Annotated in this window: 14 protein-coding genes; 8 read left to right on the top strand and 6 right to left on the bottom strand. The window is 65.0% G+C overall.

Annotated features, from left to right (window positions below; translation table 11 throughout):
• Positions 1-158: 158 nt before the first annotated feature.
• Both AC0L3U_RS25065 and AC0L3U_RS25060 read right to left on the bottom strand, forming a co-directional pair.
• Positions 159-1,241: a zinc-binding metallopeptidase family protein gene (locus AC0L3U_RS25065; protein WP_473363603.1), complete on the bottom strand. Its 1,083-nt coding sequence runs from the start codon at positions 1,239-1,241 to the stop codon at positions 159-161.
• Entirely contained in the window at positions 1,238-1,423 is a 186-nt protein-coding gene (locus AC0L3U_RS25060) for a hypothetical protein (protein ID WP_473363602.1), read from the bottom strand. Before AC0L3U_RS25060 ends, AC0L3U_RS25065 begins: the two co-directional genes overlap by 4 nt.
• Before the next feature lie 33 nt (positions 1,424-1,456).
• On the opposite strand from AC0L3U_RS25060, the gene AC0L3U_RS25055 reads away from it, so the two are divergent.
• Both AC0L3U_RS25055 and AC0L3U_RS25050 read left to right on the top strand, forming a co-directional pair.
• Positions 1,457-3,934, top strand: a complete 2,478-nt coding sequence (locus tag AC0L3U_RS25055; RefSeq protein ID WP_473363601.1) for a PAS domain S-box protein — start codon at positions 1,457-1,459, stop codon at positions 3,932-3,934.
• 289 nt (positions 3,935-4,223) lie between these two features.
• The gene (locus AC0L3U_RS25050) at positions 4,224-5,474 is read left to right on the top strand and encodes an arsenic transporter (RefSeq protein WP_473363600.1); all 1,251 of its coding nucleotides are present in this window, start codon (positions 4,224-4,226) and stop codon (positions 5,472-5,474) included.
• 9 nt (positions 5,475-5,483) lie between these two features.
• Here the strand turns inward: AC0L3U_RS25050 and AC0L3U_RS25045 are convergent, their stop codons facing one another.
• Positions 5,484-6,848, bottom strand: a complete 1,365-nt coding sequence (locus AC0L3U_RS25045; protein WP_473363599.1) for an MFS transporter — start codon at positions 6,846-6,848, stop codon at positions 5,484-5,486.
• A 122-nt stretch (positions 6,849-6,970) separates the two neighbouring features.
• A complete protein-coding gene (locus tag AC0L3U_RS25040; RefSeq protein WP_473363598.1) occupies positions 6,971-7,735 on the bottom strand; it encodes a GntR family transcriptional regulator in 765 nt (254 codons plus the stop codon).
• Between the two features lie 178 nt (positions 7,736-7,913).
• On the opposite strand from AC0L3U_RS25040, the gene AC0L3U_RS25035 reads away from it, so the two are divergent.
• Genes AC0L3U_RS25035 through AC0L3U_RS25025 form a run of 3 tightly spaced genes read left to right on the top strand, consistent with a single transcriptional unit; the run spans position 7,914 to position 10,950 of the window.
• On the top strand, positions 7,914-9,113 hold the full coding sequence (locus AC0L3U_RS25035) for a mandelate racemase/muconate lactonizing enzyme family protein (RefSeq protein ID WP_473363597.1): 1,200 nt from the start codon (positions 7,914-7,916) through the stop codon (positions 9,111-9,113).
• An 11-nt stretch (positions 9,114-9,124) separates the two neighbouring features.
• Positions 9,125-9,892 (top strand): SDR family oxidoreductase, encoded by a 768-nt coding sequence (locus tag AC0L3U_RS25030; RefSeq protein WP_473363596.1) that lies wholly within the window; start codon positions 9,125-9,127, stop codon positions 9,890-9,892.
• 26 nt (positions 9,893-9,918) lie between these two features.
• Entirely contained in the window at positions 9,919-10,950 is a 1,032-nt protein-coding gene (locus AC0L3U_RS25025) for an L-idonate 5-dehydrogenase (protein WP_473363705.1), read from the top strand.
• A gap of 1 nt (position 10,951) precedes the next feature.
• Here the strand turns inward: AC0L3U_RS25025 and AC0L3U_RS25020 are convergent, their stop codons facing one another.
• Positions 10,952-11,818: a DUF3280 domain-containing protein gene (locus AC0L3U_RS25020; RefSeq protein ID WP_473363595.1), complete on the bottom strand. Its 867-nt coding sequence runs from the start codon at positions 11,816-11,818 to the stop codon at positions 10,952-10,954.
• A 190-nt stretch (positions 11,819-12,008) separates the two neighbouring features.
• Between AC0L3U_RS25020 and AC0L3U_RS25015 the strand changes: the two genes are divergently transcribed.
• Both AC0L3U_RS25015 and AC0L3U_RS25010 read left to right on the top strand, forming a co-directional pair.
• Positions 12,009-13,394 (top strand): HAMP domain-containing sensor histidine kinase, encoded by a 1,386-nt coding sequence (locus tag AC0L3U_RS25015; RefSeq protein ID WP_473363594.1) that lies wholly within the window; start codon positions 12,009-12,011, stop codon positions 13,392-13,394.
• Positions 13,391-14,053, top strand: a complete 663-nt coding sequence (locus AC0L3U_RS25010) for a response regulator (protein WP_007611428.1) — start codon at positions 13,391-13,393, stop codon at positions 14,051-14,053. Before AC0L3U_RS25015 ends, AC0L3U_RS25010 begins: the two co-directional genes overlap by 4 nt.
• A 4-nt stretch (positions 14,054-14,057) precedes the next feature.
• Here the strand turns inward: AC0L3U_RS25010 and AC0L3U_RS25005 are convergent, their stop codons facing one another.
• The gene (locus AC0L3U_RS25005) at positions 14,058-14,900 is read right to left on the bottom strand and encodes a hypothetical protein (RefSeq protein ID WP_473363593.1); all 843 of its coding nucleotides are present in this window, start codon (positions 14,898-14,900) and stop codon (positions 14,058-14,060) included.
• 210 nt (positions 14,901-15,110) lie between these two features.
• Between AC0L3U_RS25005 and AC0L3U_RS25000 the strand changes: the two genes are divergently transcribed.
• The gene (locus AC0L3U_RS25000; protein WP_473363592.1) at positions 15,111-15,989 is read left to right on the top strand and encodes an IclR family transcriptional regulator; all 879 of its coding nucleotides are present in this window, start codon (positions 15,111-15,113) and stop codon (positions 15,987-15,989) included.
• Positions 15,990-16,011 lie beyond the last annotated feature (22 nt).

Here is a 16,011-nt window from a genome sequence, read left to right as displayed (position 1 = left end):
CGGGACCCTTCCCTGGCCGTTGGAGCCTATGGGAGGGCCGTGTGGCTCCCGTGGTACATCAAAATAGGCCGGAGGCAACGGTCAAAATCCGGGTCCTCTGGCGTACCAGCGCAAGACCGAAGCAAGACCAAAACGGCCCTGGCAGGCCCGCCGACGGCCTACGGCTTCCCGGCCTTGCCCACGTCACGGACCAGGCCGTGGATGAAGCCGAGCTTCGCGACGACGACCGGCGAGAGGATGAACGGATAGAGGTCGCGCATGCCCATGGCGCGGTTGACGCTGTTCATGGCAAAGGTGAAGGGCAGCCATGCGTTGACGATCGCCTCGACGTCCCTCGCTTCGTAGGGGTTGAAGCGGATGCGCGTCGTCAACTCCCCATCGCGGTCGACCTTGGGGCGCACCTCCATGCCGAACTCGCTAGCCATTTCCAGGGTGTCGACGATGTGAAGATAGTGCGCCCAGGTTTCGGCGAAATCCTCCCAAGGGTGCGTGGTCGCGTAGGCCGAGACGTAGTTCTGCTGCCAGTCTGGCGGGGCGCCTTCGGCATAGTGGCGCTGCAAGGCCTGGCCATAATCGGCGGAATCGTCGCCGAACACGGCGCGGCATTCGTCGAGCTTGCCGCCGTCGCGCACCAGCACGTCCCAGAAATAGTGCCCGACCTCGTGGCGGAAATGCCCGAGCAGCGTCCGGTAGGGCTCGCCCATCTCCAGCCTGCGCCTCTCGCGCTCGATATCGTCGGCCTCGGTGAGCGCGATCGTGATCAGGCCGTTGTCGTGACCGGTCAGGACCTTCTGCCCGCTCTGCGGATCGTCGGCGAGGAAATTGAAGATCAGGCCATGTTCGGGATTGTCCTGCCGGGTCTGGAGCGGCAGCTTCCAGCGGATCAGGGAATAGAACAGCCGGTGCTTCGCCATCTCCAGCTCGCGCCAGCCAGCGAGTTGCGCCTGATCCGACAGGTCCGGCACGACACCGTTATGGCGGCAGGCGCGGCAATAGCCGGTAGTGTCGCCCGCGTCCGTCAGCCAGTTGCAGGCATCATGCTCGGCATTGCTGCACAGCATGCGACTTTCGCCCTCGGTGGCCAACGTCCGCCAGGTCCCGCCTTGAGCCTCTCCGTCGGGTTCGATCGCCGACATGGTCTCCTTCTCGGGCAGGAACGCGACACGATGGCCGCAGCGTTCGCAGGCGCGGTTCTCGAAATAGATGACGTTGCCGCAGGCTTGGCAGACAAAAAGCTTCAAGATTTAGCCTTTTCGGAAAGCGAGTTTTTATGAATGAAAGTTGTGGCGCCTCGCGGATACGCGCGCGGAGGGCTCATCGTTCCAAGGTTCGGAACAAATAGCCAGACCTGGCGTTCTTTCATGCCCACCACACTGCATTCGGCGACGTCTTTCTTTCCATATACCCTTTGGGCAATGGCCATCACGCTTCGTCTGTGTGAATATCCGTCTGCCACGTGCGCTCTCGCATCACCACGGCCAACGCCTTGAACGATCCTTTGCCCGAGACCATCGCCGCCGAAAGGCTGCGCCAGCACCTGGAAGACGTCGCGCGCGAGCGCGACAATGCCTATCGCGCGCTCCAGGAACGCGAAGCCGAGCTTGCGCGCATCCAGCGCATCGGCAAGGTCGGCGGTCTTGAGGTCGACTTCCGCGAAGGCTTCAAGAACCGCCGTTCGCCGGAATATCTGATGCTCCACGGCCTGCCGCCGGAAGCCGCCGACGAGTCGCACGAGGACTGGATCAATCGCATTCATCCCGACGACCGCGACGCTACGGTGAAGCACTTCATCGATGCGCTGTCCGGCTGCAGCGAGGACTACACCGCCGAATACCGCATCATCCGCCCCAGCGACAGCGAGACCCGCTGGATCCGAGTCGTTGCCAAGATCGAGCGCGACGGTGGCGGCCGTGCCCTCCGCCTCGTCGGTGCCCATATCGACGTCACCGACCAGATGCTGGTCCGCGAGACCCTGCGCGAGAGCGAGGAGCGCTTCCGGCTGATCGCCGACAGCGCGCCGGTGCCGATCTGGGTCACCAAACTTGACCGCACGCGGTCCTTCGCCAACCAGGCCTATGTCGATTTCGTCGGCCTGCCCTATGACCAGGCCATCTCCTTCGACTGGCGCAAGGTGCTGCACCCGGACGACCTGCCGCATGTGCTGCAGCAGTCCGTTCAGGGTGAAGCATCGCTCAAGCCGTTCGTGCTGGAAGCCCGCTACAAGAACGCCGCCGGCGAATGGCGCTGGCTGCGTTCGGAATCGCAGCCGCGCTGGGACCCGACCGGTAGGCATATCGGCTTCATCGGTGTTGCCCATGACATCACGGTGGCCAAGCAGGCCGAGATCGAGCTCCGGCAGCTCAACGAGACGCTGGAAGAACGCATCGTCGAGCGCACCGCCGAGCTCGAATCCAACGAGGCGCGGCTGCGCGCGATCCTCGAGACCAGCAACCAGTACCAGGGCCTCGTCAATCTCAGGGGCGAGCTGCTTTACGCCAACACGACCGTGCTCGACGCCATCAAGGCGAGCCCTGCGGACGTGATTGGAAAGCCGTTGTGGCAGACGCCCTGGTTCAGCACGACCGAGGGCATGAGCGCGCGGGTGCGCGAGGCCTTCGACACCGTGCTCAAGGGCGAAGCCGTGCGGCTGGAGATGCGCCTGCGCCTTCCCATCGGCGAGCGCGATTTCGAGTTCGGCATGCGCCCGGTGCTCGACCGCCATGGCAACATCACCGGCGCAGTGCCCGAGGCTGTCGACATCACCGAGCGCCGCCGCGGCGAGGAAGCGCTGCGGCAATCGCAGAAGATGGAGGCGATCGGCCAGCTCACCGGCGGCGTCGCGCACGACTTCAACAATCTGCTCACCATCATCCGCTCGGCCACCGATTTCCTGCGCCGCCGCGAGCTGCCGGAGGAGCGCCGCCGCCGCTATGTCGATGCTATCTCCGACACCGTCGAACGTGCCTCCAAGCTGACCGCCCAGTTGCTGGCGTTTGCGCGCCGGCAGCCGCTGAAACCGCAGATATTCAACGTCGGCAGCCAGGTCGAAGGCGTCGCGCAACTGGTACGGCCGCTAGTCGGTGGCCGCATCGAAATCGCGGTGGAGGTTCACGATGGCGACTGCTTCACGGTCGCCGATATCGCGCAATTCGAGACCGCGCTGATCAACCTCGCCATCAACGCCCGCGACGCCATGGACGGCGAAGGCCGTCTCACCATTGCGGTCCGGAAAGTCCAGGGCATCCCTAACCTGCGCGCGCAATCGGCGCGCGGCGGCGACTATGTCGCCATCTCGGTCGCCGACACCGGCAGCGGCATCGCGCCCGAAAACATCGAGGCGATCTTCGAACCGTTCTTCACCACCAAGGAGGTCGGCAAGGGCACCGGCCTCGGCCTGAGCCAGGCCTTCGGCTTCGCAAAGCAGTCCGAGGGCGACATCGCCGTGACGAGCACCTATGGTGAAGGCGCGACCTTCACCATCTATCTGCCGCGGGCGCATAGCCCCGCGACAGCTCAAGAAGCCGCGGCGCTGACCTATGAGGCCGCGGCCACCGGGCGCGGCTATCGCGTGCTCGTGGTGGAAGATGACGACGAGGTCGGCCGCTTCTCCACGGAGCTGCTGGAAGACCTCGGCTATGTCGTCCGCCGCGCCGCCAACGCCAATGCGGCGCTCGCCATCCTCGGCGAGAACGAGTTTGCGGTCGACCTCGTCTTCTCCGACGTCATTATGCCCGGCATGAATGGTGTCGAGCTCGCCGGCATCATCCGCGAACGCTATCCGGGCCTGCCCGTCGTGCTCACCTCTGGTTACAGCAACGTTCTCGCCGAGAACGCCGATCGCGGTTTCGAGCTGATCCAGAAGCCGTATTCGGTGGAATTGCTGTCGCGCATCCTGCGCAAGGCGATCACGGCAAAGCCGTCGGTGACGCGGTGAGTGTGAACATCGCGAGACGCCTCAACAGATTCCGTCATTGCGAGGAGCTCTTGCGACGAAGCAATCCAGAACTCGCTCCGCGGAGACAGTCTGGATTGCTTCGCTCCGCTCGCAATGACGGCGCTATTGCGCCGCTCCAACCCAACAGGCTTTTGAACAAAATTATAGACCGAAACTCGGGGTCGAGACGCGGCAAATCACAGATGGCGGTCCGCGCCCCCGGGGGAAGACAGTGGCAACGGCTTCCGCTATCGCTGCGGAATGAACCGACACATCCTAGGGATCGAACGTGCCGTCTGACGCCATCCTGGCCTGGAGCATCATCGTCGCCGCGACAGCAGGTGTCATCATCCGGCCCTTTCGCCTGCCGGAGGCGATCTGGGCTGTCATCGGCGCCAGCGCACTGGTGCTGCTCGGCTTGCTGCCGTGGCGGGATGCACTCACCGGCATCGAGAAAGGCGTCGATGTCTATCTCTTCCTGATCGGCATGATGCTGATCGCCGAGCTGGCGCGGCTCGAAGGCCTGTTCGACTATCTCGCGGCGCTCGCCGTGGAATATGCCGGCGGCTCGCCGCAGCGGCTGTTCCTGCTGATCTACATCGTCGGTACGCTCGTCACCGTCCTGCTCTCGAACGACGCCACCGCGATCGTGCTGACGCCCGCCGTCTACGCCGCGACGCGCGCCGCCGGCGCCAAGCCGCTGCCTTATCTCTTCGTCTGCGCCTTCATCGCCAACGCCGCAAGCTTCGTGCTGCCGATCTCCAATCCGGCCAATCTCGTCGTGTTCGGGGCGCATATGCCCGAGCTCACCGAATGGCTGCGCCTGTTCGCCCTGCCCTCGGCGGCCTCGATCCTGCTGACCTATGTCGTGCTGCGCCTGACCCAGCACCGCGCCCTGAAGAAAGAGACCATCGCGCGCAGCGTACCGCATCCAAAGCTCGGCCGCGGCGGCAAGCTGACGGCCATCGGCATCGTGGCGATCGGTGTCGTGCTGGTCACGGCCTCCGCGCTGGACGAGCAATTGGGCCTGCCGACCTTCGTCTGCGGCGTGGCGACGGCCGCCATCGTGCTGCTGCTCAGCCGGCAATCGCCGCTACCCGTGCTGCGCGGCGTCTCCTGGAGCGTGCTACCGCTGGTCGGCGGGCTGTTCGTGATGGTGGAAGCGCTGATCAAGACCGGCGTGATCGGGCAGCTCAGCGCGCTGCTGCATGAAGCTGTCGGGCAATCCGTGACGAAGGCAGCTTGGAGCGTCGGCATCGCCACCGCGATCGCCGACAACATTGCCAACAATTTACCCGTCGGCCTCGTCGCAGGCTCGGTCGCCGCCGGCGATCATTTGCCCGCGCCGGTCGTCAGCGCCATCCTGATCGGCGTCGATCTCGGGCCCAATCTGTCGGTGACCGGTTCGCTCGCCACCATCCTGTGGCTGGTGGCGCTGCGGCGGGAGAAGATCGAAGTCGGCGCCTGGCCGTTCCTCAAGCTGGGACTGCTGGTGACGCCGCCAGCCCTGATCGCGGCATTGGCTGCCGCGATCAGGTAACTCGCGAGATCAGTCGTTCTCGTAGCCATAGACTTCCGGCAGGATGAAGATCGCGGCGAGCAATCCGATCAGCGGGAAGATCGCGACCATCAGCGTCGCATTCGCCTGCCCGATCGCAGCGAACACCGTCGGGAACAGGAAGATCGCCAGGAACGACGGCAGCTTCACGAACATGTAGGCGAAGCCGCTGGCGGTGCCGCGATATTTCGGCTTGGCGACCATGGTCGGGATCGTCATGCAGTTCGACGCATCCCAATAATGGCCCCACAGCATCGCGGCAGCCGCGAACGGCAGCAGGATCTTGTTGTCGGTGTAGAGCGCGAAGGCCGCGACCAGCAGCGAGACCAGCACGATCGAGAAGCCCGCGATCGAGATGCCGCGATGGCCGATCTTCGGCGTCAGCAGCGGACCGACCCAGCCCGACACGGCGGCGAACGAGAACAGCGCCATCGTCACCAGATTGATGCCGAGCACGCTCGACACGCCGACCATGACAAAGAGCACCGGCAGGTAGAACGCGAAAGTCGAGAACTCGCTGGCTTGCGCGAAGCAGGCGACCCAGCCGTAGATCGTGGCGCGCCAGCGGATCGGATCCTTCTTGAGGTCGGCGAGGAACGCGCGGGTGGAGACCTTGGGCACCTCCACGTCATGGTCCGGCAGCATGGCGAGATCGTCGTTGAACATCTCGCGCGCGACCTGCTTGGCCTCGCGGTAGCGTCCCTTCTGCACCAGCCACACCGCCGTCTCAGGCACGTCGTGACGCATCACCAGGATGATCAGCGCCGGAAGCGCGCCGAGGCCGAGCGTCACCCGCCACAGCGTCTCGTGGTGAATGTCGAGCAGCAGGAAGATCACGATGACGCCGATCGTCAAGACCTCGCCGACCGCGAACATGAACTGCCAGCGGTTGCCCATGACTTCGCGCTCACCCTTGGCCATGGATTCCATGATGTAGGTGTAGCCGGTCGAGATGTCCGAACCGAGCGGAATGCCGAGCAGGAAGCGGATCACGACAAGCCAGCCGACGCTGGGCACGAAGGCCTGCGCCAGCGCCAGCACGATGAACAGCACCATCGTCACCAGGAACATGACGCGGCGGCCGATCTTGTCGGAGAGCCAGCCGCCGAGCAGTGCGCCGATCATGGCGCCGCCTTGCGTACCGGCCGCGGCCAGGCCCAGCATCAGCGGATCGGGATTGAACTGCTCCTTGATGAAGATCAGCACGAAGGCGATCGAATAGAGGTCCCAGGCTTCGACCAGGATCGAGGCCATCATCAGCCAGCCGACCTTGTTGCCCTTGGGACTGTAGTTCGTGATGAGGTAGCGGACCGCGGCTTCGCTCGCGGTCGGTTGTGGCATCGCCATCGTCGACATCTTTGGTCCTCTCTTCAAAACTTTCTGAAGCGCGATGAGATCGGGATCGTCATCGCGCTTTGGCTTCATTGTTTGAGCATGATCTCTTCGGAAAACCGCTGCACACTTTTCCGGATCATGCTCTACGTGCCAAGCAGCGGCTCGATGCTGCAATCGAGCAGACGCGGGTCGATCCCGACCTCCATGCCGGTGAACATCTCGCCCATGTAGTCGATCAGTGCATCGCTCGCCTTCACCCCATCCTCGACACGACGATTGGCAACCGCATTAAGAATAGCCAGATGATGGTCGATTGTTCCTGACAGCTCGGCCTGTCCCGGCATGAACCGGTGGTGGATGTAGCCGATGCGCCGGTACAGCGTGTGCAACGGCCGCAGCGTGTGCACCAGAAACGGTTCGCCTGCCGCCTCCAGCACCAGCGCGTCGATGCGGCGGTCGATATGATTGAACTCGTCGAGGGTCAGACTGGCGCGGCGCTCGCGCAAGAGTCGCTCGATATGCAGTGCCTGATTGCGGTGCGAGAGGCTGGCGCGGTCGGCCGCAAGCCGGATCACGAAGCGCTCCATGTCGCGGCGCAAGGCCAGCAGCATGCGCTCGCGTGCCAGATCGATCGGCGCAATGCGCAGACCGTGGCGCGGACGGATGATGATCAACGTATCGGCGGAGAGACGATTGACGGCGTGATGAACCGGCGTACGGCCGAACCCGGTGATGTGCTGCAATTCCAGCATCGTCATGAACTGGCCGGGCTTGAGCTCGCAATGGACGAGCAGCTCTTCGATCCTCTGATAGGCGAGCTCGAAGAAGTTGAGACGGTTGCGCCGGGAGGGCTTGCCCTCGCCGTCGTCGTTCCTCACCACCTCGAGCGCGCGCTTGCGCGTTGCCATGTCGTCTCTCCCCTCAGCCGCGCCGTCGTTGCAGGGCAGCGCCTTGTTGGTGATATCCCTAAAACATGTTGTGATATATTACAAGCGGGCGTAAGACTCCGCCGTGCCCGCACCATGCTGCGGTGCAGAATGACAACAAGACGGCGCTGCGCGCGCCTGCGATGGGAGGAGTATTGCCGTGAAGATCACGTCGATCGAGACACTGCGCACCGAAGAATTCTCCAACGTCATCTGGGTGCGCGTCCACACCGACACGGGCATGATCGGTCTCGGCGAAACCTTCTACGGCGCCGGCGCGGTCGAAGCCCAGATCCACGACACCTTTGCCGGCCGCCTGCTCGGCCGCAATCCGCTGCACATCGAGGCGATCCATCGCGACATGCTGAACCTGCCGATGGCGCAGTCGTCCACCGGCGTTGAATATCGGGCGGCTTCGGCGATCGACATCGCGCTATGGGATCTGTTCGGCAAGGTTTGCAATCAGCCGGTACACCAGATGCTCGGCGGCCTCTGCCGCGACAAGCAGCGCATCTACAACACCTGCGCCGGCACGCAATATGTCCGCTCGACCAATATCAGCCCGGTCGCGAATTGGAATCTCGGTGGCTCCAAGGGGCCCTACGAAGACCTCGACGGCTTCATGAACCACGCCGATGCGCTCGCGGAAAACCTGCTGGAGAGCGGCATCTCCGCCATGAAGATCTGGCCGTTCGATCCCGCGGCCCAGGAGAACAAGGGTCTCTACATCTCGGCCGCGCAGATGAAGCAGGCGATCGAGCCGTTCGAGAAGATCCGAAAAGCCGTCGGCGACAAGATGGAGATCATGGTCGAGCTTCACTCGCTCTGGAACCTGCCGACCGCCAAACAGATCGCGCGCGCGCTCGAGCCCTACAAGCCGACCTGGTACGAAGACCCGATCCGGATGAACTCGCCGCAGGCGCTGGCCGAATACGCCCGCTGCACCGACGTCTGGGTCTGCGCCAGCGAGACGCTGGGCTCGCGCTTCCCCTACAAGGACATGCTCGACCGCGACGCCATGCACGTGGTGATGGCGGATCTGTGCTGGACCGGCGGCCTCACCGAGGGCCGCAAGATCGCGGCCATGGCCGAGACCTATCACCGGCCCTTCGCGCCCCACGACTGCATCGGCCCGATCGGTTTCATCGCCGCCATCCACATGTCGTTCAGCCAGCCCAACACGCTGATCCAGGAATCGGTGCGCGCCTTCTACAAGGGCTGGTACAATGAACTCGTGACCACCATGCCCACGATCAAGGACGGTTTTGTCTATCCGATGGAAGGCCCCGGCCTGGGCGTCGACCTTCTGCCTGCCGTCTTCGACCGCTCCGATCTGACCGTGCGCCGTTCCAACGTCTGAGGATTCTTGAGATGAGCACCGCCCTCTTCGACCTTTCCGGCCGCACCGCGCTCGTGACCGGCTCCTCCCGCGGCCTCGGCCGCGCCATCGCCGAGGGCATGGCCAAGGCCGGCGCCAGGATCATCGTCAACGGCGTCGATCCCAAGCGCGTCGAGCAGGCCGTCGCCGAGTTTCGCGCCGCCGGCCACCAGGCCGAAGGCGCCGCTTTCAACGTCACCGACGAGCCCGCGATCGTCGCCGCCTTCAACGACTTCGACAACAAGGGCATCGCGGTCGACATCCTCGTCAACAATGCCGGCATCCAGCACCGCAAGCCGCTGGTGGAGTTCACCACCGACGAGTGGCGCAAGGTGATCGAGACCAACCTCACCAGCGCCTTCGTGATCGGCCGCGAGGCGGCCAAGCGCATGATCCCGCGCAAGCACGGCAAGATCATCAATATCGGCTCGCTCGGCAGCGAGCTCGCGCGTCCCACGATTGCGCCCTACACCGCCGCCAAGGGCGGTATCAAGAACCTGACCCGCTCGATGGCGGTGGAATGGGCCCAGCATGGCATCCAGGCCAATGCGATCGGCCCCGGCTATATGCTCACCGACATGAACGAGGCGCTGGTCAACAACACCGATTTCAACACCTGGCTGATGGGCCGCGTTCCCTCCAAGCGCTGGGGCCGACCGGACGAGCTGGTGGGCGCGGCGATCTTCCTGGCGTCGGATGCCTCGACCTATGTCAACGGCCAGATCATCTATGTCGATGGCGGCATGATCGCTGCGATGTGAGCCGCGAAACCCTGAAGGAGCTGACCATGCGCGCCGTCGTCATTCACGCACCGAAAGATCTGCGGATCGATCTCTATCCGGATGCAGCGCCCGGTCCGGGTGAAGTCCGCGTCAAGATCGCGAACGGCGGCATCTGCGGCTCCGATCTGCACTACTATCATCACGGCGGCTTTGGCGTCGTGCGCATCCAGCAACCGATGGCGCTGGGGCACGAGATCGCCGGCGTGGTCGCGGCCGTCGGTGACGGCGTCGCCAACGTGAAGCCGGGCACCCGCGTCGCGGTCAACCCGAGCAAGCCGTGCGGCCGCTGCCTGCATTGCCAGGAAGGCATGCGCAACCAGTGCCTCGACATGCGCTTCCTCGGCAGCGCGATGCGCTTTCCCCATGTGCAGGGCGGCTTTCGCGAATTCATCACGGTCGATGCGGCGCAGGCCGTTCCGATCGCCGACAAGCTGTCGCTGGCGGAAGCCGCGGTCGCCGAACCGCTCGCGGTGTGCCTGCATGCCGGCAAGCAGGCCGGGCCCCTGCTCGGCAAGCGCGTGCTGATCACCGGCTGCGGTCCGATCGGCGCGCTGATGATCTTGGTCTCGCGCTTCGGCGGCGCCGCCGAGATTGTCGTGACCGATGTCGCCGACGCGCCGCTCGCGGTTGCCAGGAAGCTTGGCGCCACTCACGCCATCAATGTCGCGGCCGACGCCACGGCGCTCGATCCGTGGCGCACCGGCAAAGGTGTGTTCGACACACTGTTCGAAGCCTCGGGCAACCAGGCCGCACTGCGCGCCGCACTCGATGTGCTCAGGCCCGGTGCCACACTGGTGCAGCTCGGCCTCGGCGGCGAGATGACGCTACCGATCAACTCCATCGTCGCCAAGGAATTGCAGCTGCGCGGCACATTCCGCTTCGATGCCGAATTCGAGCTGGCCGTGCGGCTGATGGGTGGCGGCCTGATTGACGTCAAGCCGCTGATCACGGCGACCATGCCGTTCGAGAACGCGGTCGCGGCGTTCGAGCTCGCCAGCGACCGCTCGCAGTCGATGAAGGTGCAGCTGACGTTCTGAGCTATTGGTTCTCGATCAGCCGGTCGCTGACCAGTCGCACGGCGCCCCGTTTCCAGGAATAGTCTGCGCCGAGGCGCAGGCCGCTGTCGCCGCGTGCCAGCACCGCGCCGGTCCTGGCATCGCGCACCTGGAAGCCCAGCGTGTATTCGGTGCGGCTGACCCGCCGCACCACGCCGATCAGCGACTGGTCCGCGCCGAGCTTCTGTGCAATCGCCGCCTCGCAGCCGTCGCAGTCGCGCAACGCACGCGCCTTCACCGCCTCGCCGCCGACATCGACGATGCAGTAACGGCCGGATTGACCCAGCGCCTCGCGCACGCTGCCGGTGACCTCGGCCAGATATGACGCATCCGATGTGGCCGACGCGCCAGCCGAAGCGGCGGTCGTATCCTCCAGCTCGAAATCGAACACGGCCATTGCAATCGGCGCGGGCGTGGCGAGTGCGGCCATGATCTCGCGCGACACGAAGATCTCGGCGCGCTCCCATGATTCATCATTGTCGCCGCGGAAGGTGTAGAGCTTGTCCATCACGACCTTCCTGCCGCCGACGTCGATCACAGCGATCTTGGCCCATTGCACCAGCGTGCTCGTCTTCTGGATGCCGCCGATCACCTTGAACGCCGCGCCGTCCTGGGCCGAGGGCACGAGCCGGTAGCGCCGATCTCCGCCGATATCTTGCCGGAGCGCGGCCATGAAGGCCGCCAGCCGTCGCTCGTGGGCGGCGGTCTGGTTGGCGGGCTCGGCTGACGTATCGGTATAGCTGAAATCGTCCATGGCGATGCCGATGGCGGTCTCGGCGCCGGCCGGCGCGTGAGACGCCGGGAGAAGGAGGAGGAGACAAGCAGACAAGATCAACCGGCGCAGGTGCATAATGTGCCTCGTATGACGGAGCGGCGCGCCAATCTGGACGGCGCAATCAGGCGATGCAGCGGTGCCGGTCCCGGCGATGGCCGGGAAAATTTCACGACGGTGCACCGCACTCACGCCTGGCGGCTTTGCGCCGGATGCGTTCTGCCGTTTAATGCGGGCGCGACAACCCGTTCGCACCAGGTGCCCGCCGATGTGGAACCGCCCGAGGTTCGATCTCAAAGTCCGTCTGACGTTGCGCGTGGCCGCGATATCGGCCACCTGCTTCGCAGTTATCTCCGCCTACTTCCTGATTACGGCCGACCGCGCGGCGCATGCGCGCCTCGACGATATCGCCGCCATCGTGGCCAAGACGCTGGAGCTTCAGCAGGGCAAGATCCAGTGGGTTGCGAGCCCGCGCTCGGACTTTCCCAACCTCGACCCCGTTTCGGCTTATGTGATGACGCCCGGCCTGTGCCTGGCGTTCCGCGGCACCAGTGGCGACGTCCTCCAGCGCTTCTGCAGCGGCGCGCCCGTTCCGGCGAACCCGCCGCCGCAAGCCTTCACGGCCTTCTATCGCGGCTTGTTCGACCCCGGCCGCGAAGCGGCACGGCCTGTGATTGTGCGCGGGACGAAGCTCGGCGACGCCGTGGTCTCGGTCGAGCCGGCCGTGCAGACCGCGGAGGCCTGGCACGAGGCCGGCCGCCTGATGCTCGCGCTGGCGATCGCGCTGCCGTTGCTCTGCGCACTGGTCTACGCCGCGCTGGCACGCGCGCTGCGCCCCACCCGCTTGATCCGCACCGGCCTCGAGCGGATTGCCGCCAACGACCTCACCACGCGGCTGCCGCCGTTCGACCTTGCCGAGCTCTCCGCGATCCGCGACGGCTTCAACCATCTCGCCGAAAGCCTCGAGACCGCGCTTGCCGAACGCAGCGAGCTGACGCGGAAGCTGATCGCGCTCCAGGACGAGGAGCGCCGCCATCTCGCACGCGAGCTGCATGACGAGTTCGGCCAGTCGCTCGCCGCCATCCGCGCGCTCGCCTCCTCCGCCCGCCAGACCGCCGCGCAGGACTGCCCTTCACTGCTTGGCGAATGCGACGGCATCGCGCGGACCGCAACCGGCATGATGGAGACGTTGCGCGGCACATTGTTCCGGCTGCGGCCGCCGGATGTCGAGGAGCTCGGGCTCGTCGCCAGCCTCGAAGGCCTCGTCGCGGGCTGGAACGGGCGCAGCCGCGGCGAGACGCGCTTCTCGATCCGGTTCGACGGCGCATTCGAGACCCTGCCGGCAACGATCAGCGCCAGCCTCTACCGGATCGTGCAGGAGGCGCTCACCAACGCCGCCAAGCATGCCGTCGCCACGCGGGTTAGCCTGGAATTGACGATGGGGGCCAGCGAGATCGCGCTTGCGATCGACGATGACGGACGCGCGACCGATTCCGTCGCGAAATCGGGAATGGGCCTGCTCGGCATGCGCGAGCGCGTCGCGGCCTTGCGCGGCCAATTGAGCTTCGAGGCCGCGCCGAACGGCGGCTCCGCACTGCGCGTGGTCATTCCGCTCGCAGCCGCCGATCGGCCGCCGCTGGAGCACGCCGCATGAGCGCGGCCGATGCCACCATTCTGCTGGTCGACGACCATTCCGTCGTCCGCGAGGGCTATCGCTCCGTGCTCCAGAAGCAGCCGGGACTACGCGTCATCGCCGAAGCCGCCGATGGTGCGGAGGCCTACCGTCTCTACAAATCGGAGGCGCCCGACCTCGTCATCATGGATCTGAGCATGCCCGGCATCGGCGGCATCGAGGCGGTCAGGCGCATCAGGCAATGGGACAAGGGCGCGAGAATCCTCGTCTTCACCATGCATGAAAACGCCGGCTTTGCCGTGCAGGCGATCCGCGCCGGTGCCAGGGGCTACGTCACCAAGACCAGTCCGCCGGAGACGCTGGTGCGCGCCGTGATGGACGTGCTCGCCGGCAAAATCGCGATCAGCCCCGACATCGACCATGAGCTCGCGCTGAGCCGGCTCGCCGGCGAAAGCTCTGCCGCCGACGTCCTCACGCCGCGCGAGTTCGAGGTGCTGCGGCTGCTGCTCGCCGAGAACACGACAGAGGAGATCGCGGAGACGCTCCATGTCAGCCCCAAGACGGTGGCGAACCTGCATTCCATGATCAAGGACAAGCTCGGTGTCGGCTCCGACATCGAGCTTGTCCGGCTGGCGCTGCGCCAGGGCATCTTGACGGAGGTCGATCTCGGCGAGGCCTGATCGCTCAGGCCAGATAGCGCGTGAGATAGCCTTCCATCGCGTAGAGCGCACAGAGCGCGAGGCTCGACCACACGGCGGCGGTGAAATACAGGAACATCCAGGTCAGCTCGCCCTTCCAGTGCGCGATGTCGTGGGTCACGACCCACCGGGTCGAGACGTCATGCAGGCCTTCGAGGAAGCCGAGCAACCTGTTGCCCTCTTCATGCCCTGCCCGCCAGCGGCTGAGATACATCGGCACGTCGACGGTGACGAGGAAGGCCAGGAAGCAGGCGATACCGACGATGCCGGCAATCAGCGCCCAACGCACCACGCCCTGGAATTCCGGCATCAGCCGGCACAGCGCGATGCCCGCAAGGAAGAATGTCACCGCCCATAGCGAGTTCTCGATCGCGTTGAAGAGGAAGTTGGTCGTCACCACCGCATACCAGGAGAAGCACTCCGCGATGATGATGATGGGCACGATCACCCACGCGATGTTCACGACCGTCTCGGCGCCCGTCATGGTCCCGAGTTGATGCAGGATGACCGCCCATTGCGCGGCGAAGCACAGTTCGGCCACGGTCGCGACCGTGCGGCCGACGAAGACGCTGGAGAGCCAGGTGTCGAACAGACAGATGCGCTGCACGTCGGCGCGCGGCAGGAACGAGCGGAAGGCGCAGCCGAAGACATAGCCGGCGCAGAGCAGGAACATCAGCCCGATGTCGGAGCCGCCGCTGATGCTGCCTGAAGGCGTCGGGTAGAACTCGCGGTACAGCATGAACCAGACGAGAATGTTGGCAGCACTGACCAGCGTCAGGGACCCCCACCACCACGCGAGGGGATTTGTCCGCGCCTGCCACTGCAACATGAATCGCTCCGCTGTAATCGATATGACATTCAGTCGTAATAATCCTGTCACAACAAGCCACGGAATCACGACGAAAATCTGTGTGCGGCGGAGCTCTTCGCGCACATTTTACTCCCCTCGGCAAAGCGGCCGCACGTCCGGATAGTGGACATAAATGTACCATTTCTGAATCTATTGGACAAAGAATCGGACCGGGTTCATTAATCCTGCATGGCCAGAACCGCCTCTAAACCGATCCGCGCCTCCTCGTCCGCCGCCGCCGTGCTGGCGGACAGCATCGACGACGCCGCGTTCGCGACGACCCTGGCAAAAGGTCTCGTGGTGCTCGAAGCATTCAAGGCGGGGGCGACGCAGCTCGGCAACATGGAGCTGTCGACGCTGACCGGGATTCCGCGCCCGACCGTGGCGCGGCTGACGCATACGCTCGCCGAGCTCGGCTACCTCCGCTACGATTCCGAACGCGCCAAATATCGCGTCGGCGCGCGTGCACTTCGCATGGCGCATCCGCTGCTTGCCGACATGCAGTTCCGCCAGGTCGCGCGTCCGATGATGCAGGAGCTGGCACAAAGCGTGCGCGGTACGGTCTCGATCGGCCTGCTCGATGCGACCTCCATGATCTATGTCGAGACCGCGCGCTCCGGCGACGTCGGCCCGCACGTCCCCGACATCGGCATGCCCATTTCCGTGGTGATGACGGCAATGGGCCGTGCCGCGGCGGCGACCTTGCCGCAGGCCGATGCCACGCAGCTCGAAGAGCGCATTGCAAGCGAGGATACCGAGCTGTGGTCGGCGTTCCGCGAGACCTACCGCGCCGGCCTCGCTCAATGCGCCAGCCGCGGATTCTGCACCTGCTTCGGCGAGTATATCGCCTCGATCCATGCCGTCGCGGCGCCGCTGTTTCATGCGCGTGAGGCGAAGCAGGCCTTTTCGATCAATTGCGGCATTCCCGCATTCCGGCTCCAGCCCGGCCAGCTGGAGGGCGAGATCGGCCCGCGCATTGCCGCTCTTGCCGACAGCATCCGCACCATGATTGGGGCGGCGCCGGCCACCGAAACACAAAAGCAAAACAAGAAGAGCGCCAGACGATGAACAAGACAATCGGCGCTCCGCC

The sequence above is a fragment of the Bradyrhizobium sp. Kon69 genome (assembly GCF_055807515.1).
This window is presented reverse-complemented; position numbering and strand designations above follow the sequence as displayed.